Origin of the sequence: Desulfolutivibrio sp. (genome assembly GCF_036584575.1) — a bacterium.
GTDB lineage: Bacteria > Desulfobacterota > Desulfovibrionia > Desulfovibrionales > Desulfovibrionaceae > Desulfolutivibrio.
Genome location: NZ_JAZHDB010000078.1, coordinates 1 through 23,352, shown reverse-complemented (window position 1 = coordinate 23,352; position 23,352 = coordinate 1). Strand labels below are relative to the sequence as shown.

Sequence of the window (23,352 nt, the reverse complement as noted above, 5' to 3'; positions counted from 1 at the left end):
CAAAAGAGGGTTCCCTCCCCACATGCTCCCCCCAAAAAAGGAGATACCTATGTTCCCTGGAAAAGCGCACAAGGTCGGGGCCCACATCGACACCGACGCCATCATACCGGCCAAGTTTTTAGTCACCACGGACCCCGTGGAGCTCGGCGCCAACTGCATGTCCGGGCTCGAGCCGGGCTGGGTGGAGAGGGTGAAAAAGGGAGACATCCTGGTGGCCGGGGAGAACTTCGGCTGCGGCTCGTCGCGGGAGCATGCCCCGGTGGCGATCCTGGGGGCCGGGATTCCCGTTGTCGCGGCGCACAGCTTCGCCAGGATCTTTTATCGCAATGGCTTCAACATGGGGCTGACGCTCCTTGAGCTCGGCGACGGCGTGGACAAGATCCGCGACGGCGACGAATTGCGGGTGGACGTCAACGCCGGGGTGATCGAGAACGTAACGACCGGGGAAATGATTCCCTGCGCCCCGGTGCCGACGTTCATGCGCGAGATATTGGACCGGGGCGGCCTGGCCGGATACGTCAGGGACAAGCTTGAGGCCGGGGCCTAGGCGCCTCACTGAAATAAAACGGGCGTGTTTTTTTTAGACAGACAGAGTGTATTGGCCTTTGCGTTCGCAGCAGGCGCAGGCGCGCCCGGTGATGCCGACACGGGCGCCGGGCCGTGGGGTGGGCAGGCCCCGTGGGGTGGTGCGGCGGGATTTCATGGGGCGGACGCCCTCCCGCCGCCGCAGGCCTGCCCACCCGGCCAGCCTGCGTGACAACTTCGACAGTCTCAAAGGGAGATGCGCGAGATGAAATACGACATATGCGTGTTGCCGGGCGACGGCATCGGACCCGAGATCGTGGGCCAAGCCGTTCGGGTGCTTCACAAGGTGGGCGAGGTCTTCGGGCATGCGTTTGCGTGTGAAACCTGCCTGATCGGCGGCGCGGCCATCGACGCCACGGGCGGCCCGCTGCCCGAGGCCACGCTTGCCGCGGCCAAGGCCTCGGACGCGGTGCTTCTGGGGGCCGTGGGCGGCCCCAAATGGGACACTATCGACAAGGCCGTGCGGCCCGAGAAGGGCCTTTTGGGCATACGCAAGGAACTGGGACTTTTCGCCAACCTGCGTCCGGCCCGGCTTTTTCCCGAGCTTGCGGCCTCCTGCTGCCTGCGCCCGGACATCGTGGGCCAGGGCCTGGACGTGGTGGTGGTGCGCGAGCTCACGGGCGGGGCCTATTTCGGGCAGCCCCGGGGCGAGGAGGTGCGAGGCGGCGAGCGCGTGGCGTTTAACACCATGGTCTACGCCGAGTCGGAGATTCGGCGCATCGCCAAGGTGGGATTTGAAACGGCCCGCAAGCGCGGCAGGAAGCTGTGCTCCGTGGACAAGGCCAACGTCCTTGAGGTGTCCCAGCTGTGGCGCGAGGTGGTGATCGAGGAGTCCGCACACTATCCGGACGTGGAGCTGTCCCACATGTACGTGGACAACGCGGCCATGCAACTGGTGCGCGCCCCGTCCCAGTTCGACGTCATCGTCACCGAGAACCTTTTTGGCGACATCCTGTCCGACGAGGCGGCCATCATCACCGGGTCCATCGGCATGCTGCCCTCGGCGTCGCTCGGAGCGGGCGGCCCGGGCCTGTACGAGCCGATCCACGGTTCCGCCCCGGACATCGCCGGGAAGGATCTGGCCAATCCGTTGGCCACGATTTTGTCGATCTCCATGATGTTCGTGCATTCCTTCGGCCTGACGGACGAGGCGGCGGCGGTGGATGTGGCCGTGGCCGAGGTGCTTCGCGAGGGCTTCCGCACCGGGGACATCATGGGCGGCGGGGACGGACGCCGGGTGGGCTGCGTGGAGATGGGCGGCCTTGTGGTCGAGCGCATCCGCCGGTAGCGGCGCGCGCAGGACAAAAGCAAAGCAGCAGGATGCGCCGTATGCGGGAAATCGTGCCCCAGTCCGCCCAGGCTGGCGGCTTCACGCCGTTTCATGAGGACATGAGCGCCTTGTTGCACCTGATGCGCCGGACCATGGCGGAGAGCGGGGCGCTTCCTGCGGGCGGCGTCCTGGCCGAACAGGTCTTTTTGGGCCAGGGCTACGAATTGCGTCTGGTCTGCCGACAGGGCGGGGCCCGGCCGATTCTGGCCTGCATGGAGAAGCCCGTGCCGCATCAGGTGTCCCTGGGGCGTCTGGACAAGGATGGCCGGGTGCGGGTTTTTTCCTACGGCCTGCGGCTGTTTTACGATTTTTTGGCCGAGCTTGAGGTGCTGGACCGGTTTTGTCTGGACCTGGAGAGGGCCCTTTCGCTGCATCAGTGGGGCAGGGCGCTCCCCGGGGCGGACGCAGGGGGCCTGTCCCGGCCGGGCGGCGGGGCGCTGCACTGAGGCGCTGGAGCCCGGGTTACGGCCTGGGTCGGCCGTTGCCGGGGCCGATTGAAACGGCGACGGGGGGAGGCAGGGATCGGATGGCCTCGTTGATGCGTTCCACGATTTCCGGGGGGGTGTTTTTGCCGCACATGATGTGGCGCGGCGTCTCGGGGGGGATGCCGCCCAGGGCCATGAAGCGGATTTTTTTTCGCAGTTCCGGATGTTTCGAAACCAGCCAGTCGTATTCCTCGGGGCCGATGAAGGTGTAGTCGATGCGCCCCCGGGCGATCATTTCCAAAAGCTGGTCGTTTTCCGCCACGGTCAGGTCGGCGGCGTTGCGATGGCCGACAAGTTTGGCGTCCAGCCAGTCGCCGTAGGAAAAACCCTGCCGCAGGCCCAGGCGCATGCCGCGCCGCAGCAGGGCGTCGGCGGTGGGGGCGTGGGGAAGCGTTCGTATTCTTTCGGTTCGTACGGCCACCCCCATGGGGCTGCCGGTGAAGATGGGGTCGCTGAAGCGGGCATAGGCCTCGCGTTCTGCGGTTTTGAACCAGCCCACGGCGCATGTGGCCGAGGCGCCCTCTTCCAGGGTTTTGAGGATGCGCTTGGGCGGGGCCTCCGCGAAGCGGAAGGGGATGTGGGCCGCGTCGAGGACGTTTTTGGTGTAGTCGAGGAGAAAGCCGCCGAAGTGGCGGCCCTTTCCCACGACATAATAGGGGGGCCGGTGGAAGACCAGCACCGTGAGCGGCTCGTTTTGGGCCATTGCCGCCGGGGCGGCGACGAAAACGGCCAGAGCCAGAAGCAGCGGCCTAAGGAGTGGCGACGACTGGCGGTCCATAACGCGATTGCCTCTGATGTTTTTTCCCTGGCAGTGGACCGGGCGTGGTTTCGTGAAGGATAATCCCGGCCGGGGATTTCCGGCAATGAAAATGAACGGGTAGCGGGAGATTCCCGGGGTCGGCCCGGTTGGCGTGGGCGAAGCGGGGGCATCGGCGGTCCAGCCCTTTCCCCGCCTGGCGCAGTGGCCATCTTCTCGCTTTCATTCCCGATGCGCTCATGCTAGTTTCTTCGCGACACTACAAACCGTGGCCAGATGCGGACCCTTCCCCCCTCTCACCTTTTTCGAGCGGAGCATCACGGCAACATGGCGCAGACAAACATCCTCCTTGAATCCGGCACCAACGAGCTCGAAATCGTCGAGTTTTTTTTGGATGAAAGCCTGCCGTCCGGCGCCAAATACACCGGATACTATGGCGTCAACGTGGCCAAGGTGCTGGAGATCATTCGGTTGCCCAAGGTCACGGAGATGCCCCAGACCCCGCATCCGTGCGTCATGGGCACCTTCAATCTGCGCAACAAGGTCGTGCCCCTGGTGGATTTGTGCGCCTGGCTCGGCAAGGAAAAATATCCGAGCGACGCCGACAAGGTGGTGGTCACGGAGTTCAACAACATCGTCAACGCCTTCCTGGTCTCCGGGGTCAATCGCATCCATCGCCTGAGTTGGGAGCGCATCGATCCGCCAAACCGGCAGGTCAGCGTGTTTTCCGGCGAAAGCGTCACCGGCGTGGTGCGCATGGAGGACCGGGTTTTATTTATCCTGGACATGGAAAAGATCATCGGGGACTTGAACCCGAGCCTGGCCCTGCGCGAACTCGACGAAAAGACGTTCGTGGAGGAACGCCGGGAGCTCCCGGACAAGGACATGGTCTTCCGGGTCCTGGTGGCCGACGATTCCGGCACCATCCGCAACATGATGGTCAAGTCCCTGGAACGGGCGGGCTTCGAGGTGACGGCGGCCATCAACGGTCGCGACGCCTGGGACGCCTTGAGCCGGATCAAGGAATCGGCCGTGGCCGAGAACAAATCCCTGTTGGAATTCATGCATGTGGTCATTTCGGACATCGAGATGCCGGCCATGGACGGGCACAGCCTGACCAAGCGCATCAAGGAGGATCCGGTCCTGTGTCAACTGCCGGTGATTCTTTTTTCCTCGCTCATCACCGAAAGCCTGCGCCATAAGGGCATCGCCGTTGGCGCTGACGAGCAGGTCTCCAAGCCGGACATGAAAATCCTGGCCGAGAAGGCCCGGGAACTGGCCTACAACAACCTCGTCGCGAAACAGCGCTAGTATCGTCGCCGCAGAGTCTGGCGTCGCCCCGCAAAGACCCATCGGTGGTTTTCCCAAAAAGATCGTGCCCTTTCGGGTGAGGCTGCTGTCTCTGTCAGCCGCCGGAGGACGCCATAGCGGCGTTCTGAGGATGACAAAGCCCCGGTTTTTCGAAACCGGGACTTTGCGCCGCCAGCGGCGGCCAAACCGCCGGGCGGTAAGGCACGAAAATCCCTCGCTTACGGCGCGGGCTTTGCCGCGACCTGCTCGTGATTTTCGAGGCTGCCGACGCCGTCAGCCGCCAGAGGACGCCATAGCGGCGTCCGTATTTTATCCCGCCTGCCACGCCGCCGAACAGGCGGTTTTTTTGTTCCGCCGGTTCCCCTGCTTCCAGGTGGGAAGAATCATCCCGTCCAAGGCGCTCGGGCTGATGAAACATTGGCTCTGCAGGCCGAAGCAGGGCGGAAAAACCGTCCCTGCCATATGTAACAATTTGAAAAATATGGTAAAATTATAGTTGGCACGGGTTCTGCTTGAGAAGGGAAAAACAAGGAACGTCTCGGTTTCAACAAGGAGGTTTTTGTTATGTCCCTGGTCATCAATCACAACCTCATGGCGATGAACGCCGCACGGAATCTGTCCGACGCCTACTCTCAGCTTTCGGTCTCCACCAGGCGTCTGTCCTCGGGTCTGCGTATCGGCACGGCGGCGGATGACGCGGCGGGTTTGGCCATTCGCGAACTTATGCGGGCGGATATCGCCACCCTCAACCAGGGTGTGCGCAACGCCAACGACGCCATTTCCCTCATTCAGACCGCCGACGGCGCCCTGGGCGTCATCGACGAAAAGCTGATCCGGATGAAGGAACTGGCGGAACAGGCGGCCACGGGTACCTACAACTCCGACCAGCGCCTGATCATCGACTCCGAATATCAGGCCATGGCCTCGGAAATTACCCGAATCGCCCTGGCGACGGACTTCAACGGCATCTACCTGCTCAACGGCAATCTCTCCGCCTCCTCGCACGATGGGGAAGGCCTGACCCCGGTGGGCAAGCTCAAGGTCCATTTCGGTACCGGAAACTCCAGCGCCGAGGATTACTATTACATCCAGATCGGCGCGGCCACGGCCTCGTCTTTCGGTCTTGGGCTCGGCGCCGCGACGCCCAACAGCATCTCCACCCAGCAGGCGGCCCAGCTTAGCCTGGACATGATCAACCAGGCCATCATCTCCAAGGACAAGATCCGGGCCAACCTGGGCGCCTTGCAGAACCGCCTGGAGAACACCATCTCCAATCTGCAGATCCAGGCCGAGAACCTTCAGGCCGCCGAGTCGCGGATTTCCGACGTGGATGTGGCTGCGGAGATGACCGAGTTCGTGCGGGAGCAGATTCTCACCCAGGCCGCCGTGGCCATGTTGGCTCAGGCCAACTCGCTGCCCAAGCTGGCCATGCAGCTTATCGGCGGGTAGCCGCCGTCATGAGTCCGACGCTCCCCTGGCGGCCTGAAAGACGGCCAAGGGCAAAGAGTCGGCAGGTTGGAAAAAGGAAACGACCAGGGAGGCGGGGATCTCGGAGATCCCTCCCTGGTCGGAAAAAAAATCACGGATCGAGGGTATCCCGGAAGTCGCCCAAGGCTTTTTTGGCGGCCATCTGCTCGGCTTTTTTGACGCTCGATCCCGACGCCGTGACCTCTTGGCCATCCGGCAGGATGAGCCGCACATCGAACAGCTTCTCATGCTCCGGTCCCCGGCTGTCGGCCAGGGAATAAACGGGCCGGGCCTTGTAGCGTTTCTGGGTCAGTTCCTGGAGACGGCTTTTATAGTCCTTGGACTTGGGCTCAACCAGGGACTCGGGCCACATGCCGGAGAAGATCTTGCGGATCGAACGCCGCGCGGCGTCGAACCCGCCGTCCAGAAACACCGCCGCAAAAATCGCCTCCAGGGCGTCGCTCAAAAGCGAGTCCCGCTGACGTCCTCCCTGGTTTTCCTCTCCCTTGCCGAGCCGGATGCACCGGTCCAGGTCGCATTTGCGGGCCAGTTCCGCCAGGGCCGGTTCGCTGACCAGCTTTGAGCGCAAAAGCGTCAGGGCGCCTTCCGGGGCCTGGGGAAACCGGGAAAAGAGTTCCTCGGAGACGCACAGTTCCAAAACGGCGTCACCCAGAAATTCCAGGCGTTCGTTGTGCTCGGCGGGGTTGGCGGATTCGTTGGCGTGGGAACTGTGGGTCAGGGCCGTTTCCAGAAGCGTGTGGTCTGAAAAGTCGTGGCCGATGTCTGTCTGGAGTTTTCTCAAAGCGTCCTTCATGGTGCAAACCTTGGTTGGGAAGCGGTCAAGCCGCCTGGCTAAGCGGCCCCGGGGGCCGTGCGCCGACCGCCTCGGCGAAGGGGGTTGTCCGAATGCCGGATCGGGCGACGGCGCATTCGCGGGAAAACTGCGGCCTGCGTCAAAGCGTCGCCGGGTCGGCGATGGGGCCGAGGGGAAAATTTTTCCGGCATCCCTGTCCTTCGCCGCCGCCGCGTCCGCCACACCGGCCCAAGACCCGAAAGGCCGTCCCCGATGGCCTGGGTGTCTCTTACAGGGTCTTTGCGAACATTCCAAGTCGGGCTCTGGACGCCTGTCGCGAGAAATTCCAAGCCTTTTTCAGGGGAAAACGGCAAGGCCGTTCTTGCCCATACCCGGCCCACGCGGTATGGATGTTTTTGGCGTCAGCGCCCGAACATCCGGTCAACGCCATCAGGAGGAACGAACATGGTCGGCATCTACGTGGGGTCCACCGCCGGATATTCCGGGAAAAACATGGTGGTCATGGGCCTTGGGCTCAGGTTGCAGAAAGAGGGGCTCAAGGTCGGCTACATCAAGCCCGTGGGGGCCATGCCCAAGGAGATCGACGGCCAGATGTGGGATGAGGACGCCTATTTCGTACAAAAGATTCTCGGGGCCTCCGAGCCTCCCGAGATGCTCACGCCCGTCCTGGTGACCCACGATTTTCGCATCAACGCGTTTAGTTCGGAATCGGAGCCGCCCGATTTCATCGACACCATCAAAAACGCCTATGAGTCGATCAGCCGGGATCGGGACGTGACCATCGTGGCCGGTTCGGGCGGCATGTATTCCGGCAAATATTGCAATACCGACGGCATCCGGGTGGTGAAGGAGCTTGGGCTGCGGGCGGTGATCATCGACCGCTATTCCAAGGAGCTCAACTACGACTATCTGCTGATCCTGCGCGAGACCCTGGGCGAGAATCTGCTGGGCGTCATCATCAACGACATCCCCCCCAACTTCATGGACGAGACCCAGACGCTCATCGCGCCCTTCCTGGAGCGGCGGGGCATCAAGGTGCTGGGGGTCATCCCCAAGGATCCGCTCATGGGGGCCATCAAGGTCGCCGATCTGGCCGAGCGCCTGGGCGGGAAGGTCATCGCCTCCCACCACAAGGCCGACCGCATCGTGGAGAGTTTTCTCATCGGCACCATGCAGGTGGAAAACTTCATGACCCATTTCCGCAAGCACAAAAATTCGGCCATCATCGTCGGCGGCGACCGTTCCGACGTCCAGCTCGTGGCCCTTGAGGGCGACAGCCCCTGTCTGGTGCTCACGGGCAACCTCTATCCCAACGACATCATCCTGACCCGTTCCGAGGTGCTGGAGATTCCCATCATCGTGGTGCGCGAGGATACCTATTCCGTGGCCAAGAAGATGGAGGCCTTGCTCATGCGCCACAAACTGCGCGACGAGATCAAAATCCGCCAGGGCGCGCAACTCGTGAGCGCCAATATCGACTTCGAATACCTGAAAAGGGATCTCGGCCTGTCCTGATTTTGGCCGATACGACTGTTTTGCAGCCCATAGACCCCGGGACAGCCTGACGGCCGCCCCGGGGTTTCCGGTTTTTGCGTTCCAGGCGGCCGCTGCCGAAGGCCTCGTCTCGCCCCCTGGACATGCGTCAGCGGGCTTTTGGGAAAAACACGGGCGCCCCGGATGACCGCAAAACAGGCGCCAACGCCGGGCGCGGACGCAAAGCGGGAAGGGGTTACGGGGTTTCCAGGCCCAGGGTGACGACGCTTTTGCCGTTTTCCTGGGGCAGGATGGCCACGGCCAGGGTGGCCCCGCCCCGTTCGAAGGACAGGGTCTTGGCCTGGGCCATGTCCATTTCAAGGGCAACCTCCCACCCCTTGGCCGTCAGGGTCTCCCGGTAATAGGCGAGGATCTTGTCCGCGGGCTCGGAGGATTGGAGCATGGCCTGGATGGCGTTTCCGTCCTTGGCGGCCATGGCCACGCTACAGCCGGGGCAGGGGGCGGCCTCGGCGGCCAGAAGCGGCGGATAGGCCACCTGGGCCAGGGCCACCGTACCCAGAGCCAGGACGAGACAACAGACCGACACGAAGCAGACGCCACATTTCATGGGGATTCTCCCGAGATGGTCTCGCCGACCCCCGTTGCAGCGGATTGGCGGAACACCCTTTTTCGGGAAACAGCAGGAAAAAGCAAGGGGGGGGAGCAGGTTTCGCCAGGGGATCGGGGTCCTCTCCCGACCCCCCGGCGAGTCATTTAGTTTTGGCGGGATTGATAAAATTCCCAGAAGACCAGATGCTTGCGCAGGCGCAGTTTGTGTTTGGGGACATTCGCCAGGATCTGGGCCGAGGGGATGGGTTCCATCTCCCGCAGGCTGTGAAAGCGTCTGGCCCGTTCGTTGTCGAAATGCAGCGGTAAAAGGTGGGATAACAGCACGACGGCAGTGTCCCTTTCCTGGAGCAGCGCCTCGGCCAAGGCCTCGGCGTGGAGCGCATCCCGGATATGGACGATCGGCAACTCCTTCCCATTGACGGTAATGCTTTGTTCCTGTTTCATTTTTTGAAATAACCTCCCTGTTCCAAGCCATGCCGCGACGCATCCGGCGTCTCGGTCTCACCAGTGCTATCGGCGGTCCAGGCTAAAAGTTTAGGCTGCGCTCCTCCCCTGCCGCCGGGCCTTGGGCGACTGACGGGACAACTGGCATGATTTCTGCTTTCTTTATTGAAACTCATGCAAACCCCCATACGCCACACCACCACAATCCGGCAGGCGGGACTCCCCGTCCGGGAGCCGACTGACTCCGCCATCTCGGCAGCGCGCCCCAGGGCCATCCTGGCGGCGGTTTTCTTCGTGGGCCTGATGTTCTTACCCCTGGCCGGGCTGGCTGCCGTTCTCGATCAGACCGGGCCGCCGATGACCGAATCCGGGGCCGCCGGCAGTCAAATCCCCGCCACCGGGGCGGCCGTTCCGGTCGCGCCCCCGGAGGGGCCGCCGCATGCGTTTTTGCGCCTGGAACTGAAGAAAACCGCGCCCCTGTCCGGGACCGTGCGCACCGGCGGGGCCGTGTCCTTCGTGGTCACGGCGCATTCCGGGGATGATCCCGCCCCCCTGCCGGGCTATGTTTTTCGTTGGGAATCCGACGCCGGGGCCAAGTTTCTCGACCCCGAAGGGCCAAGCGGCAACACGGTGGTCTTTACCCGCCCGGGGCCGCAGAAGGTCTGGGTGACGGCCCTGGCCCCGGTGGACGGACTGCTTGAGCCCGTGGCCGTGTCCGAGTCCCTGGAGATGGATGTGGCGGGACCGCTTTTCCGGCTGTCCATCGATCCCCGGGAGCCCCGGGTCGGCGAGGAGATCCGGGCCTCGGTCAAGGATTTCCCGGTTCGCGAGGACGTGGATTTCCGCTGGGCGGCCCTGCCGCGCAACGCCACGCTGGTCAATGTGGGGGAGAAGGAAATCACCTTTTATCTGCATGACGGCAAACCGGCCGAGGTGGCCGTGTCGGCCAGGATGCCCCTGGCCGGGAAGGATCTGGGCCGGGTGGCGGCCGAGGTGACGGCCAGGCCGTATCCGGTGGAGGTCTCCAACAAGGGATTGGTGGGGCCGCGCCCGGTGATCTGGAAGGACGGCTCGGGGCCCGAGGAGGTCGACGCCGTGCCCGAGGGCGGGGCGGTGCTCCTGCGCGCGGACATAAATCCCATGCCCGGCAACCCCCCGTTGTCCTTCACCTGGCGTCTGCCCCCGGGAACGCGGCTGGAGGCCGGGGAGAACGGGCGGCAGGTCAAGGTCGCCTGCGACCGGGTGGGAGACTACAAGGCGGTGGTGGAGGTCCGGGACAGTCGGGATCTTCTGGTTGGCCGTGGGGAAGGGGCCTTTTCCGCCGCCATTTCCAAGGCCGACATGGACCTGGCCAGAAACAACGCGGCCCAGACCGCCAAACTGACGGCCGAGGCGGTGCGGCTGTGGAACCGGGGCGAGGTGGAGCAGGCCGTGGACACGGCCTCCAAGGCTGCGGCCATGAATCCCAAAAGCGTGGACGCGGCCGGGGAATACCGGCGCATGGCCGCCGACCGGGAACGGCTTCTGGACATCCTGCACCGGGCCGGGGAGCATCTGTCCCACGACGAATTCTCCAAGACCGCCGGACTTCTGGACGAGGCCGGTCGCATCAACGGCCAATACGGCGGCATCGCCGGGCTAGAGCGGCGCATGCGCGAGCGCAAGGACACGCTGGCCAAGGTGGACGCCCTTATGGCCTCCTCCGGCCAATCCTGGAATGCGGGGGACGTGGAGGGGGCGGTGCGCGCCGTCCAGTCCGCCCTGGCCCTGGACCCGGGGCATGAGGCGGCCCTGGCCCAGCGGGCGCGCCTGGTGGACGGACGGGACAAGATCATCGCCGGGCTCAAGGAAGCTGCCGTCTTTTTGGAGAAAAAGCAGTTTGAGAGCGCGGCCTCGGCCCTGGCCGGGGTCAGGGGGATCAATGAAAAATTTCCCCCCTTTCAAGAGATGGACGCGGCCGTGGCCAAGCGCCGGGAAAACGCCTGGCAGGCGGACCAGCTTCTGGCCAAGGCCAGGGAACTGTGGACCGCCGGGGACATGGACGCCGCCCTGGGCGCGCTATCGGACATCCTGAAGGCCGACCCCGAGCACGTCGGGGCGCGCGCCGCCAAACAACAGACGGCTCAGGCCCGGGAAGTGGTGCTCAAAAACGTGGATCAGGCCAGGGCCTTTCTGGCCCAGAACCGTCCCGACGAGGCCCTGGCCGCCCTCTCCCGGGCCAAGGGGGTCAATCCGGCCTATGCCCCCGTGCGTGAGATCGAGACGGCCGTGGCCGAGCGCAAAAATCGGGCCGGACGTATCCGCGACCTGACGGCCAAGGCCCGGCAGGACGCCGCCAAGGGCGACCTGGATGCGGCCCTGGCCAGCGTGGAAAGCATCCTGGCCCTGGACCCGGCCGACGGGTTCGCCAAGCCGGAGCGGGTCCGGCTGGCCGGGCTTCGCGAGGAAACGCGCGGGGCCATGCGCCTGGCCGAGGGGCTTGCCGCATCGGGCCGTCACGGCAAGGCCCAGGAGACCCTGGATGCGGCCTCCGTCAAGACCCCGGGGTATCCGCCTCTTGCCGCCCAGAAGGCCAGGATAGCCGAAATGGCCGGGGCCTCGCAGAAAAAGGCCTCCGGGGTGTTGGCTGAGGCCTCGGCCAGGCTGTCGCGGGGGGATTTTTCCGGAACCCTGGCCGCCTTGGCCGGGCTTGAGGGCATCCCCGGGGTCTCCGCCGCCGATGACCGCAAGGGCAAGGAGTTGGCCCGGGCCGCCAAGGCCGGGCTGGACAAGGCCAAGATCGCCCAGGCGGCGAAGGCCGACGCCGCCAAGGCCGCCGCTCCGGCTGCCGGGCAGGGCCAGAAAAAGGCGCGCTGTGATGAACTGTTTCGCCGGGCGGACGCCCGTCGGGGCAAGGGAGAGCATGCGGCGGCCATCAAGGACTATCAGGAGATCGTGACCACGTGTCCGGACTATTGCACGGCCTACAACAACATCGGGGCCTCGCTTTTTACTCTGGGCTACGCCCGGGAATCCCTGCCCTGGTTCGAGGAGGCCCGTAAGTGCGATCCCGGCGAGAAGCTTTTCGCGGACAACGTGGCCCTGACCACGCGGCTGGCGGCGAAGCCCACCGGGCAAAAAGCGTCCCAAGCCAGCCGCGCCGACTGCGCGGGGGCCTTCGATCAGGCGGAAAAGCTGCGGGCCAAGGGGGATCTGGCCGGGGCCGTACGCGACTACCGCAAGGTGGTGGAGGCCTGTCCCGATTATTGCGCGGCCTACAACAACATCGGCCTGGCCTTAAACACCCTCGGCCACGTCAAGGAGTCCCTGCCCTGGTTCGAGGAGGCCTATCGGTGCAATCCCAAGGAAGCCCTGTTTCAGGACAATATCCACATCACCACCAAACAGATGCAGCAGGCCAGTCGGGACAGGCCCCCCGGGACGTGAACACGGGGCGGCACTTCACAACGGAAGATGGGTGCTTATATTTGGGTCGTAAGGGGAACGCGGGTTCCCCTTGGGAGATACGAAAAAACCGCAACGGAGGGTCGGACGAAATAAAACGAGATCCCCATACCAGCGCAATGAGGCGCGACAAAAAGATTTGCCACGCGTAAAAGAGGTTCCGGAGAACGAAAAAGGAACACGGTCGGGTATCCGACGAAAACGCGAGGCAGATCTTTTTTGTTGCCCGGGGGGATGGGCAAAGGCGAAGCGCCAGACCGGACGTGTCAGGCGATCAAGGTTTTTTCGGCGTTCCTGTTTGTTAAAAACGCCTCCAGATCCTCGGAATCCAGGGGCTCGGAAAAAAGAAATCCCTGGGCGAATTCGCACCGCAAGGCCATCAGCATGTCCCGATGCTCGGTCATCTCCACCCCTTCCGCCACCACCTTGAGCCCCAGATTCTCCGCCATGGAAATGATGGTGCGAATGATCTCCCGGTTCTGCCGGGTTTCGGTCATGGAACACACGAAGGAGCGATCCACCTTCAAGGAGTCGAAGGGAAAACGCTGCAGATAGCTAAGCGACGAATATCCCGTGCCGAAGTCGTCGATGACCACCTTGATGCCCAGTTCCGTCAGGGCGCACATGGTGGCCTGGGCGGACGCGACGTTTTCAAGGAGCATGCTTTCCGTCACCTCCAGGCAAATGCGTCCGGGCGCCACCCCTGTCTCGTCCAGAATGCGCCGCACCCCGTCCACGAAACAGGGCTGCCGGAATTGCCGCGCCGAAATATTGACGTTCATGCTCATGTCTGCGGCGTCGGGAAACTTTGCCGAGAGATCCGTGAGCCGTTCGCAGGCCAGGCGCAGCACCAAGTCCCCCAGTACGTTGATCAGGTTCGACTCTTCGGCCACGGGGATGAACTCAAGCGGCGGGATCATGCCGTAGCGGGGATGCCGCCACCGGGCCAGGGCCTCGAATCCGGTGATCTTCCCGGACAACAGGGAGACGATGGGCTGGTAATAGACCGTGATTTCCCCGGATTGCAGGGCCGTACACAGGTCGAGCTCCATTTCCATGCGCCGGGCCGTGCTGACCCGCATGCCCGCTTCGAACACCGTGTAGTGGTTTCCGCCGTGCTCCTTGGAGCTGTACATGGCCGTGTCGGCGTCGCGCAGGATGTCGTCGGGGTGGGCGTAGGAGGAGGCGCCAAGCACCACCCCGATGCTGACGGTGATGGAGATTTGCTGCTTGCGCAGGGTGAAAGGCGGCGCAATCCGGGACACGATGCGTTCGGCGGCGGCCACGGCTCCTTCTGCGCCCTCCACGTCCTCCACCAGGACGGCGAACTCGTCCCCTCCGAACCGGGCCAGGGTGTCGCCGTCCAGGGCCGCCTTGAGCAGGCGGTTGGCCGCCACCATGAGCAGCCGGTCGCCGGTCACATGGCCGAAGGTTTTGTTGACCAGCTTGAAACGGTCAATGTCCAGGTACAGGACCGCGAATTGGCGTCCGGGGTGGGTTAGGCTGCCTGCGATGGCCCGCTCCAGGCGGTTGATGAAAAACGCCCGGTTGCACAGGCCGGTCAGGCTGTCGTGGAAGGCGTCGTGCTGGAGGTGCTCCTCCAACTGTTTTTGCCTGGTGATCTCGGTCAGGGTGACCACGGCCCCTTTGCCGCCGCCAGGCGCCGGGGCGGCCCGCAGGGCGAACCAGAGGTGCTGTTCCCCGTGCTGGATGCAGACTTCGGAGAGGAAAAGGGGCTGCCGCCGTGCGGCCACCTCCTGCACGCCCGCACACGTGGCGTCGGTCTGGGCGGGCTGGAGGACGGCGCGGCAGGTATGGTGAAAATTCGTCCCCGGGGCAAAGACTGCCGGGTCGGCGTCGAAAAGGGTCTCGCAGGCGGTATTGGCCATCACCACCCGTCCCGCCCCGTCGAGGAGAAAAATCGGCCCGGGCAGGCAGTCGAGCATGTCCCTGGTCATGGCCGGGCGGGCCGCATCGGCAGGCGAGCCCCCAGGGGGCCCGCCGTTCATGGGATTCTCTCCTGGCGTCTACAGTCGACGCGCTTGTTGCGGTACATGTCGTCGTCGGCCATCCTGAACAGAGTCTCGGCGTCGTCGCCGTCTTCCGGATGCACGGCCAGCCCCATGCTGGCGCTCAGGGTGATCGTACGGCCCTCGATAAGAAAAGGTTGTTCCACCATGTCCTGGATCTTGGCGGTAATCCCTGCGGCGTGTTCCCGGCTGGCCATGTCGGGCAAAAGAAAGGTGAATTCGTCGCCGCCCATGCGCCCCACGGTGTCGCTTTCGCGCAGGCCTTGTCGGAACCGCCCGGCTAAAAGCCGCAACAGCTCGTCCCCGGCCAGGTGCCCCAGGGTGTCGTTGACCTCCTTGAAACGATCCAGGTCCAGGACCACCATGGCCAAAAGGGTGCTGTGGCGTCTGGCGCGCTTGAGCTCCACGGCCAGGCGATCGTGAAAGAGGGTGCGGTTGGGCAGGTCGGTCAGGGGGTCGTGGTAGGCCAGGTGTCGGATGATTTCCTCGGCCTTGACCCGCTCGGTCACGTCGCGCAGCATGAGCACGTAGCCGCTGAGACGATCCTGGTCGTCCCGGATGCCCGAGACCTGGGCCTCGATGCAGCGCGTGCTATCCACGTCGGGCCGTTTGAGGAAAAAGGAATGCGTGGTGTTTTGATGGATGGCCTGAAAGCCCTTGGACAGGCGTTCCAGGGGCACGCCCGCCATCTGGTGCACCTCCCAGATATGTTTGCCCACGGTCTCCCGGGAGGATATCCCCAGCAGGCGTTCGGCCGCCGGATTGTAGTAGTTGATGCAGAAATCGATGTTCGCGGCCACAATCCCCATATCCATGGCCGAGCGCATGATGTTGTCGAGGTAGACGGTCTTTTCCCGGAGATTGCGGTAGGCGGTCATGAGCTCCACCTCCTTGTCCCGGATGACCTCTTTGAGGGTCTGGATGTAGTTGCTCTCCAGGGCCTTGATCACGTTGGACTGGGTGACCAGCCCCTGGATGCGGGCATGCCCGTTGGACACCAGAAGCCGCCGCACGTTGCGCTGCCGCATGATGCCGGCGGCCTCGGCCACGGAGGTGGACGGCGGCACGGCCAGGATCGGGCTGCGCATCACCTGGCCCGCCGTCAACTGGTCCGGGATGCGGCCATGCGCCGCCAACCGCAGCACGTCACGTTCGGTCAGGATGCCCAGGGGCGTCTCGTCCGTAGCCACGACGATGCAACTTAAGGATTTTTCGGCCATTTCCCCCAGGGCGCGTTCGAAAGGCAGGTCGGGGGGGACGGTGAAGACGATGCGGGACATGATCTGGTCAATGGGCTTGACTTCCATGTAGGGGTCGTGACCGAGATTCTCGATCAGATTGGACTGGGTGAGCATGCCTGTGGCCAGTCCGGCCCCGTCCGTCACCACCAGATGTCGGATCTTGCTGTGGGCCATGAGGTTTAAGGCCTCATGGATAAACGTGTCGCCGGTGACCGATAGAACCGGGGAGCTCATGAGATCGCGGATGATCAGCCCGGAAAAGTCCAGGCCCCGGGTGGCTGCATAGCGGACCACGGTGCGTTCCGTGAAAATTCCCACAGGCCGTTTGTCCGCCAGGACCATGATGCTGGAAATGCTGTGGTCGCGCATGAGCGCGATGGCGTCTACCGCCGGGGAGTCGGGCGGAACCCCAAGAACCTCTGGGGAGCAGATTTCCTTGATCTGGCGCTTGAGTACGGCCATGTGCCTCTCCGGGTGAACTGTCGCGACATCGGGTTCGCAAGTCGGGAAAAAAGTAACGACTTCGTAACATGTATCAAAAACAAATTCACTCCCGATTTTTAGGCCTGGCCAAAAAATCCTTGTAATTTTCAGGGATACGGTGGAAAAACGGAGCGGGCACTTTTTTGTTGCGCCGCGTCCGCAAAAACCGTACTCAAATCGCGATTTGATAGTGTTGCGATCAGGGACCGGTGACGGCTCCCCTGGGCGCGGACCCGGACGAACCCCCGCGACCTAAAAGGAAATGGGGTCAAAAACCTAAGGAGGAAGTGATATGGCCATTGAGATCGATCAGGATGCGTGCATGGGCTGTGAGGCCTGCGTCGAGACCTGCCCCGACGTGTTTGAGATGAATGCCGATGGCGATAAGGCCCAGGTGAAGGATCCCGATTCCGATGCCGATTGCGTGGACGAGGCCATTGACTCCTGTCCCGCCGAGGCGATTTCCCGCGCCTAGTTCGCCGGAAAAGAGCTTCTTTTCACCCCGCGCCGGAGGTCTCGGCGCGGGGTTTTTTTCGGTGCGCCCCCTTTGCCCGCCGCACGATGAAGTTTCATGGAAAACGTCCGATAAGAACGTTGCAAGGAGCAAGTGGCCGCAACGGACGTAGGACGAAAGGCGGCGCCGCTTTGGGAACGCCCCTTGCATGGTTTTTCAGCAAAGGCGGATCCACCGTTTTGGTCGATCCGGCCGGGTCGGAGGTGACGCCATGAACTGGCTCAAGAATTCACTCCAGCATCTGCTCAATCCCGTGCATATGTACTGTCGTCTCATGGACTTCGGCATGACCAAAACCCGGGCCAGACGCATGTGCGCCGTCTACGAACGCCTGATCTACCGTTCGTTTATGGGGACGCCCTGATGCCGTGTTTGATAATATTGGAAGCATGTTTTTTCGGCAAAGATGACCGTGATGCGCCGTCACCTGCCCGCCTTGGCTGCGAGTAACGTGTCCGCGAAATCAGGGTGCCTGAATTTTATAAACAACAGCTTGAAAAAATCGTCCGTCATTGAGATGTTCATCCCCGGCTTTGAGCCGGGCGGCGTTGCGCCAAAAGTGGTATTTGTCCCTGATGTGGACCGTGTCTGTGCCCGCTCTCCGGTCATTTTCGAAAGGAGTGCGGCAAGGGGAAGTCTCGTAAACCACGGCTGCATAGCCTGCCGGATGAAAATTCGACGTTTCGTCCGCAGATTTTAAACCCATCGGCCTCGTCCGTCGCGGCCCTTCCCTCTTTCTTCCCCCATCCTCCTTTGGGCGCATCGCCGCCAGGTCGGTCTTTGCGGCAAGGCCGTAAGCCTCCGAGGCCAGGCCCCGCCGGGAGCGGACCCGGATTGGCGGCGGCAGGGTTTTGCACGAGGCTTGACCTCCAGGAAAAACGCCGTACATATGCATAAGATGACCGGGCCTTTTTGCAGCGATGCCTTTCATAGGACGATTTATGCCGTTCATGGAAAATTTCGTTCTTATGGATGGTGAAAACGGCAAAAAATGGTATCTGAAGGAAAAAGGCCGGTGGATCCTCTTCCGACCTGTTTGCGCGGTCAGGGAGAGCGCGGCATGCGCGAGTTGCGCGATCTGGACGGGAGTGGTCCAGGCCCATGCCGTGAACGTTCATACTACAGTGGGAGGCAGTACGGGGAGGGAACATGTGCCAGGCATCCGTTTCCATGACGGGAGACGCGTATCCCGGAGGCGGGGGCGGGATGGCGTCCTTGGATGAGCCCCACGTCGAGAAGGCGGCCATCAAAAAACGGCTGGTCGCCATCATCCACGGCATCATCCGGGACAGGGGGCTGACTCAGGGCCGGGCCGCCATGCTGATGGGGGTGAGCCAGCCACGCATCAGCGACGCCGTGTGCGGCAAAGTGGAAAAATTTACCATTGACGCCTTGGTGGAAATGCTGACCAGGGCCGGTTGCCGTGTTGAGATCACGCCATGTCGGTGTGAGCCGTCCCGAGGGTGACGTACCATGAGCCGGGCGTTCTCCGGGAATGGCCGGGAAACAGGGATGTGCATGCCCTCTGGGGCTTTGTCCTGCCGACCGTACTCCGGGTACGCCCCCCGCGCATATTTTTCTCTGTCAAGGCACTAGCCAAGTGCGCGGGAAAGGCATATGTAGCGAAAAAGACAATGGCATTCCCGGATATGGAGCGGTTTTTCCGCTCTCAAGCCCATGTCCTGGAAAATGGATGGAACCGCAAGGAGGAAAGGATATGGCCGGATCGATTCGCACGATGTCCGTCGTGGCTTTTGCGTTGGCCCTGTGCCTGGTTATGGCCCAGCGTCCCGCCTCGGCTGCCGATGTGGCCGCCCAGGGGACGTTTCACATCACGCCGGAAGCGGGCATTTACGGCGCCTCGCAGAAGGGCGTGAACACCATTTTTACGGCCGGCGCCAGCGCGGGATACTTCGTCATCGACGGGTTGTCCCTGGGCGCTGAGTTCCTGTACTACAACATCAGTCAGAGCAGCGTTGGCGACGATGTGGTGTCCTACTACGGCGGCAGCCGCAAGTACCACGACAACGTCAACGGCTTTGGCACCAACTTCCTGGTCCGGTACTACCCGGTCCACCAGGACGGCTATGCCCTGTTCCTGGGCACCGGTATCGGTGGTTTGTTCACCGACGAGCGCGCCCCGTCTTGGCAGAACGGCAGCCAGGGTTCCTACAACAACTGGACCCTGCCCGTCGACCTCGGTCTGGCCATCAACCTGTCCGATTCCGTGAGCTTCGACCTGACCGGCCGGTATCAGCGCATCGGCTTCAGCAACACCGGCATCGACGCCTTCGGCGGCCACGCCGGTCTGCGCCTCAGCTTCTAGCTGACGCGACAAACGACTTGTCGACGCCCGTCTCCCCAAAGGAGGCGGGCGTTTTTTATTGGGGGGCCGGAATGAAGCCGGGCGGACACGAACATGTTCCGGCTCAGGGGCGGGCAGGGCGGTTGCCCCGGGGCGAGGCGTCCCGCCAGGACGGACATGTCGGGCTCCGGGGCGTGGCGGACAGACTGCCGCCAGGGGGCCTACGATCCGATGCGCAACAGGATCTTTCCGGCTCCCGGGCGGGAGGCCCGGACAAAGGCTTCGACAAAGTCCTCCAGGTCGTATTCGGCTTCGATAAGCGGGGTCACGTCCACCAGACGTTCTTTCAGATAGTGCAGGGCCAGGGCGATGTCCCCGCACCTCGATCCCACGAGGCTGATCTCGTCCACCACCAGCCTGGCCAGGCTCAGGGGCGCGGTCCCGGCCACCGTGGTCTTGGCCACGATCATCCCCTCGGGCCGGACCAGATCCATGGCCCGGGCAAGACCGTCCTCCCGGCCCGTGGCCTCCACCACCACGTCGAAGCGTTCCCGGCGTTCCTCTTGGTCCGCCAGAAGCCGGGCGCGCACGCCCTGGCGGGCGGCCACCTCCAGCTTACGGGCGTGTTTGCCGATGAGCACGATCCCGGGACAGACGTGGCGCAGGGCGCAGGCGATGAGGATGCCGAGCTTGCCGTCGCCCAGAACCGCCAGCCTTGTCTTGGCCGTCAGGTGGACCTGCTGGGACACCTCCAGGGCGGCGGCCAGGGGTTCGGCGAAGACCGCCTCCCGGTCGGACACCGAGTCCGGTACGGCGTGCAGATTGGCCACCGGGGCCGCAAGCCACTGGGCGAAGGCCCCGTCCCATCCGGCTATGCCCAGGGTGGTCCGGTTGGGACAGTGGCGGGAACCCGTGGTCAGGCAGACGGGACAGACGCCGCAGCCCCAGTTGATGTCCGCCGCCACGCGTCGGCCGATCCACTGCGGGGCGTCGGGCGCGGCCTCCACCACCCCCACGAACTCATGTCCTGGCGTCCCGGAAAAGCCCATGTAGCCCTTGGCCAGTTCCACATCCGTGTTGCAGATGCCGGCCACCGTGACCCGGATCACCGCCTGGCCCGGCCGGGGCTCGGGCTTCTCCCGATCCGTCAGGCATTGGTTTTGCCCTGAGAAAGAGACCGCGCGCATGCAACTCCTCCGTTTCTCGATGTTTGGCCGGGATTGCTTTCCCGGCGGTGAAAAAATATACCCATTCGGAAAGGCTGCCTCATGAAGCGGCGGCCCGCCCGGACATGACGGCGGGCCAGGCGCACAGACGCCGCAGGAGGACCGCATGACCACCGTCAGAGAACTTGTCGAACGATATCAGGCAAAGGCCTCGCTGCAAAGCTACGGCTCGGTCTACCAGGACACCACGGAATTTATGAACATCGGCAATGGTGACGTCATCGCCCTGGGCGGACGCCACTATCTGGTGCTGCGTGACGAGGCCGAGCGGCGTTTCGGCATGGAGGATCCCAAATTTTGGGTCAAGCGCTGCACGGAACTCGAATCCGGCGAAAAGCGCATCCTCAAGCTGGTTTTTCATGAACGCTTCAACATGAAGATCGGGGACATAGAGGTGCCCTGTTACCGCAGTCCCGAGAAGGAGGCCCGCATCCTGGACATGACCCGGGGCGATCCCCGGTTCATGCAGGGTTTTTCCCTGCCGGACAGCGCGGGCAACACCGTCCGGGTCATCGAGGTCGTCTTCGGCAAACGTCTGGATATGGCCGTGGACGCCATCGACTGCGACCACCGCACCTATTTCGCCGAACATTTTCCCGGCATCCTGGCCAACTTCATCGACGCCTGCGAGGCCATCGCCTTTTTGCACGGCCAGGGCGAGCGCCATGGCGACATCCGGCGCGACCACCTGTTTAGGCACTACGACACCGGACGCTACGTGTGGATCGACTTCGACTACACCTTCGACGGATCGGCCAATCCCTTTGGCGTGGACGTCTTCGGCCTGGGCAACATCCTGCTGTTTTTGGTCGGCAAGGGCATCCACACCGCCCAGAGCCTGGCCGAGACCCCGGAAGGCCGGGAGGTGTTGTCCCGGGTGGCGCCGCAGGATTATTCGGTCATGTATCGCTACCGGATCATGAACCTGGAGAAGCTTTTCCCCTATATTCCCGAGTCATTGTGCCGAGTATTGCAGCACTACGCCATGGGCAGCGAGGTGTATTACGAATCCGCCCGGGAACTTTTGGACGATCTGCGGCCCTGTCTGGACCGGCTGCGGGCCGCGTAAGCGGGAGGGCTCATGAACGAGAAACGTATCCTTTTGGCCGTGGACGGATCGCAGAATTCCCTGCGCGCGGCGGACTACGTCGGGGAGGTGGTTCGCGGCGGCCCGGGATTTCACATCGAGCTGGTGGCGGTGCTCGTGCCCCCGGATCGGGACATCTTCCCCGATCTGGCCCAGTTTCAGGCCGAGCGGGACACCCGGGCCCGGGACGCCGCCCAGGCCCTGGACGCGGCCCGGAATATCTTGCTGGGCAAGGGGGTGGCCGCCGCCGACATAGGAATCCGGACCATGTCCTGCCTGGATATGGACGTGGCCGGGACCATCCTGGCCGTGCGCGGGGAGTGCGGATGCGGCTCTGTGGCCGTGGGCCGCCGGGGCCTGTCCAAGGCCGAGGAGTTTTTGCTTGGCAGCATCTCTTCCCGGGTGGCTCGGCACGCCAAGGATTTCACCGTGTGGGTGGTGGGGTGAGGCCACGCCGGTCAGGGGATGAAAACCCGGATGTTTCTTTGGCCCAGGATGGGCTGCCGGACGCCTGCGAGGCGTGTGGCGCGCCCGGGGGGCTGGACGAGTTGTCCTTTGCAACCCCCGAGGCCGGGCGGCTCGATGCCGTCTGGCAAGGCCATTTTGGGGAAGGTGGCCCGACCCGGGCCCGCCTGCAGGACTGGATCAAAAACGGCCGGGCCACGGTGGACGGCCTGGTCTGTCGCAAGCCCGGCCAACGCCTGCGCGGCGGCGAGCGCCTGACCCTTTCTCCGGACGCGCCCGTGGTCGGCATCCGCCCGGAGTCCGGGGAGCTGGCCGTGATCTTCGCCGACGCCCACCTGGTGGTCCTGGATAAACCGGCCGGACTTACCGTGCATCCTGCCCCCGGACGGACGGACGGCACCCTGGTGCATCTTTTGGCCCATCATTTTCCCGATCTGGCCGACCTGGGCGGGCTTCGGCCGGGCATCGTACATCGCCTGGACAAGGACACCTCCGGGCTTTTGGTCGTGGCCCGCACCGAGGCGGCCAGACTTTCCCTTGCCGAGAGCTTCGCCGAACGGCGGGTGAAAAAAACCTACCTGGCCCTGGTGCATGGCCTGCCCGACCCCGGGCAGGGGATGGTCGCCCTGCCCATCGGCCGCGACCCGGTGAGCAAGGTCAAAATGGCCGTGGTCCGAAAGGGCGGTCGTCCGGCCGTCAGCCGCTACCGCACGGTATGGGCCGATCCCCGTGGTCGGGCGGCTTTGCTGGAGGTGGACATCGAAACCGGGCGCACGCACCAGATCCGGGTGCATATGGCCGCCCTGGGCCATCCCCTCCTGGGCGACGGGGTGTACGGCCCGGCCCAGGCCGCAGTCTTCCGGCGCGAGGCCGAGGCGGCGGGAAGATTGTGCCGTCGGCAGATGCTGCATGCCTGGCGGCTGTCCTTTCCGCATCCGCAGACGGGGGAGACCATGTCCTTTGAGCAGCGGCCGCCGTCCGACTTTTGGCGCATGCCGCTTCTCCTGGCCAGGCGGACCCAACGGGTGGGGGTGGTGGGGGCGCCGGGAAGCGGCAAGTCCACGCTGCTGGGATTTCTGGAGGCCGCCGGATGCCCGGTCTTTTCCGCCGACGCCGCCGTGGCCGCCCTGTACGCCCCCGGGGGGGAGGCCGTGGATCTTTTGGCCAGACGTTACGGCGACCGGTTCCTAGCGGCCTCGGGCCGGGAGATCGACAAGGACGCCTTGCGCGCGGCCGTGGTGGCCTCCGAAGCCTTTCGCCG

The 23,352-nt window shown here is 63.7% G+C and carries 22 protein-coding genes; 14 read left to right on the top strand and 8 right to left on the bottom strand.

Annotated features, from left to right (window positions below; translation table 11 throughout):
- The first annotated feature begins 49 nt into the window (after positions 1–49).
- The 3 genes from V3572_RS05900 (at position 50) to V3572_RS05890 (ending at position 2,361) form a co-directional block, all read left to right on the top strand.
- On the top strand, positions 50–547 hold the full coding sequence (locus V3572_RS05900) for a 3-isopropylmalate dehydratase small subunit (protein WP_332110055.1): 498 nt from the start codon (positions 50–52) through the stop codon (positions 545–547).
- Between the two features lie 243 nt (positions 548–790).
- A complete protein-coding gene (leuB, locus tag V3572_RS05895) occupies positions 791–1,873 on the top strand; it encodes a 3-isopropylmalate dehydrogenase (RefSeq protein ID WP_332110054.1) in 1,083 nt (360 codons plus the stop codon).
- 41 nt (positions 1,874–1,914) lie between these two features.
- A complete protein-coding gene (locus V3572_RS05890) occupies positions 1,915–2,361 on the top strand; it encodes a hypothetical protein (RefSeq protein WP_332110053.1) in 447 nt (148 codons plus the stop codon).
- A 16-nt stretch (positions 2,362–2,377) separates the two neighbouring features.
- On the opposite strand, the gene V3572_RS05885 is transcribed toward V3572_RS05890, so the two are convergent.
- Positions 2,378–3,178 (bottom strand): substrate-binding periplasmic protein, encoded by an 801-nt coding sequence (locus tag V3572_RS05885; protein ID WP_332110052.1) that lies wholly within the window; start codon positions 3,176–3,178, stop codon positions 2,378–2,380.
- Positions 3,179–3,484: 306 nt separating this feature from the next.
- Here V3572_RS05885 and V3572_RS05880 point away from each other — a divergent pair, with 306 nt between their 5' ends.
- Both V3572_RS05880 and V3572_RS05875 read left to right on the top strand, forming a co-directional pair.
- Positions 3,485–4,468, top strand: a complete 984-nt coding sequence (locus V3572_RS05880) for a chemotaxis protein (RefSeq protein ID WP_332110051.1) — start codon at positions 3,485–3,487, stop codon at positions 4,466–4,468.
- 564 nt (positions 4,469–5,032) lie between these two features.
- The gene (locus tag V3572_RS05875; RefSeq protein ID WP_332110050.1) at positions 5,033–5,917 is read left to right on the top strand and encodes a flagellin N-terminal helical domain-containing protein; all 885 of its coding nucleotides are present in this window, start codon (positions 5,033–5,035) and stop codon (positions 5,915–5,917) included.
- Positions 5,918–6,047: 130 nt separating this feature from the next.
- Here the strand turns inward: V3572_RS05875 and rnc are convergent, their stop codons facing one another.
- A complete protein-coding gene (rnc, locus tag V3572_RS05870) occupies positions 6,048–6,749 on the bottom strand; it encodes a ribonuclease III (RefSeq protein ID WP_332110049.1) in 702 nt (233 codons plus the stop codon).
- Between the two features lie 444 nt (positions 6,750–7,193).
- On the opposite strand from rnc, the gene V3572_RS05865 reads away from it, so the two are divergent.
- Positions 7,194–8,264 carry a phosphotransacetylase family protein gene (locus V3572_RS05865; RefSeq protein ID WP_332110048.1) on the top strand — a complete coding sequence of 357 codons (1,071 nt, stop codon included), beginning with the start codon at positions 7,194–7,196 and terminating at the stop codon, positions 8,262–8,264.
- A 214-nt stretch (positions 8,265–8,478) separates the two neighbouring features.
- On the opposite strand, the gene V3572_RS05860 is transcribed toward V3572_RS05865, so the two are convergent.
- Both V3572_RS05860 and V3572_RS05855 read right to left on the bottom strand, forming a co-directional pair.
- Positions 8,479–8,850 (bottom strand): hypothetical protein, encoded by a 372-nt coding sequence (locus V3572_RS05860; RefSeq protein WP_332110047.1) that lies wholly within the window; start codon positions 8,848–8,850, stop codon positions 8,479–8,481.
- A gap of 146 nt (positions 8,851–8,996) precedes the next feature.
- Positions 8,997–9,296, bottom strand: a complete 300-nt coding sequence (locus tag V3572_RS05855; protein ID WP_163303500.1) for a hypothetical protein — start codon at positions 9,294–9,296, stop codon at positions 8,997–8,999.
- A 174-nt stretch (positions 9,297–9,470) separates the two neighbouring features.
- Here V3572_RS05855 and V3572_RS05850 point away from each other — a divergent pair, with 174 nt between their 5' ends.
- Positions 9,471–12,722, top strand: a complete 3,252-nt coding sequence (locus V3572_RS05850) for a tetratricopeptide repeat protein (protein ID WP_332110046.1) — start codon at positions 9,471–9,473, stop codon at positions 12,720–12,722.
- A gap of 284 nt (positions 12,723–13,006) precedes the next feature.
- Here V3572_RS05850 and V3572_RS05845 read toward each other — a convergent pair whose 3' ends face one another.
- Both V3572_RS05845 and V3572_RS05840 read right to left on the bottom strand, forming a co-directional pair.
- Positions 13,007–14,749: a putative bifunctional diguanylate cyclase/phosphodiesterase gene (locus tag V3572_RS05845; protein ID WP_332110045.1), complete on the bottom strand. Its 1,743-nt coding sequence runs from the start codon at positions 14,747–14,749 to the stop codon at positions 13,007–13,009.
- Positions 14,746–16,473, bottom strand: coding sequence for a CBS domain-containing protein (locus V3572_RS05840; RefSeq protein ID WP_332110044.1), 1,728 nt, complete (start codon positions 16,471–16,473; stop codon positions 14,746–14,748). Before V3572_RS05840 ends, V3572_RS05845 begins: the two co-directional genes overlap by 4 nt.
- 313 nt (positions 16,474–16,786) lie before the next feature.
- Here V3572_RS05840 and V3572_RS05835 point away from each other — a divergent pair, with 313 nt between their 5' ends.
- On the top strand, positions 16,787–16,969 hold the full coding sequence (locus tag V3572_RS05835) for a ferredoxin (RefSeq protein ID WP_163301943.1): 183 nt from the start codon (positions 16,787–16,789) through the stop codon (positions 16,967–16,969).
- Positions 16,970–17,219: 250 nt separating this feature from the next.
- A complete protein-coding gene (locus V3572_RS05830) occupies positions 17,220–17,372 on the top strand; it encodes a hypothetical protein (protein WP_332110043.1) in 153 nt (50 codons plus the stop codon).
- Between the two features lie 99 nt (positions 17,373–17,471).
- On the opposite strand, the gene V3572_RS05825 is transcribed toward V3572_RS05830, so the two are convergent.
- Positions 17,472–17,960 (bottom strand): hypothetical protein, encoded by a 489-nt coding sequence (locus tag V3572_RS05825; protein WP_332110042.1) that lies wholly within the window; start codon positions 17,958–17,960, stop codon positions 17,472–17,474.
- A 263-nt stretch (positions 17,961–18,223) separates the two neighbouring features.
- On the opposite strand from V3572_RS05825, the gene V3572_RS05820 reads away from it, so the two are divergent.
- Together V3572_RS05820 and V3572_RS05815 are read left to right on the top strand one after the other, a co-directional pair.
- Positions 18,224–18,475 (top strand): helix-turn-helix domain-containing protein, encoded by a 252-nt coding sequence (locus V3572_RS05820; RefSeq protein WP_332110041.1) that lies wholly within the window; start codon positions 18,224–18,226, stop codon positions 18,473–18,475.
- 250 nt (positions 18,476–18,725) lie between these two features.
- Positions 18,726–19,334, top strand: a complete 609-nt coding sequence (locus V3572_RS05815) for a hypothetical protein (protein WP_332110040.1) — start codon at positions 18,726–18,728, stop codon at positions 19,332–19,334.
- Positions 19,335–19,534: 200 nt separating this feature from the next.
- Here V3572_RS05815 and V3572_RS05810 read toward each other — a convergent pair whose 3' ends face one another.
- Positions 19,535–20,500, bottom strand: a complete 966-nt coding sequence (locus V3572_RS05810; protein WP_332110039.1) for an MDR/zinc-dependent alcohol dehydrogenase-like family protein — start codon at positions 20,498–20,500, stop codon at positions 19,535–19,537.
- A gap of 145 nt (positions 20,501–20,645) precedes the next feature.
- Between V3572_RS05810 and V3572_RS05805 the strand changes: the two genes are divergently transcribed.
- The 3 genes from V3572_RS05805 to V3572_RS05795 all read left to right on the top strand — a co-directional run.
- Positions 20,646–21,608, top strand: a complete 963-nt coding sequence (locus V3572_RS05805) for a serine/threonine protein kinase (protein WP_332110038.1) — start codon at positions 20,646–20,648, stop codon at positions 21,606–21,608.
- Between the two features lie 12 nt (positions 21,609–21,620).
- Positions 21,621–22,073: a universal stress protein gene (locus V3572_RS05800; protein ID WP_332110037.1), complete on the top strand. Its 453-nt coding sequence runs from the start codon at positions 21,621–21,623 to the stop codon at positions 22,071–22,073.
- A gap of 38 nt (positions 22,074–22,111) precedes the next feature.
- Positions 22,112–23,352, top strand: a 1,241-nt coding sequence (locus V3572_RS05795; protein WP_332110036.1) for a dephospho-CoA kinase, incomplete at its 3' end; no start/stop codon positions are given.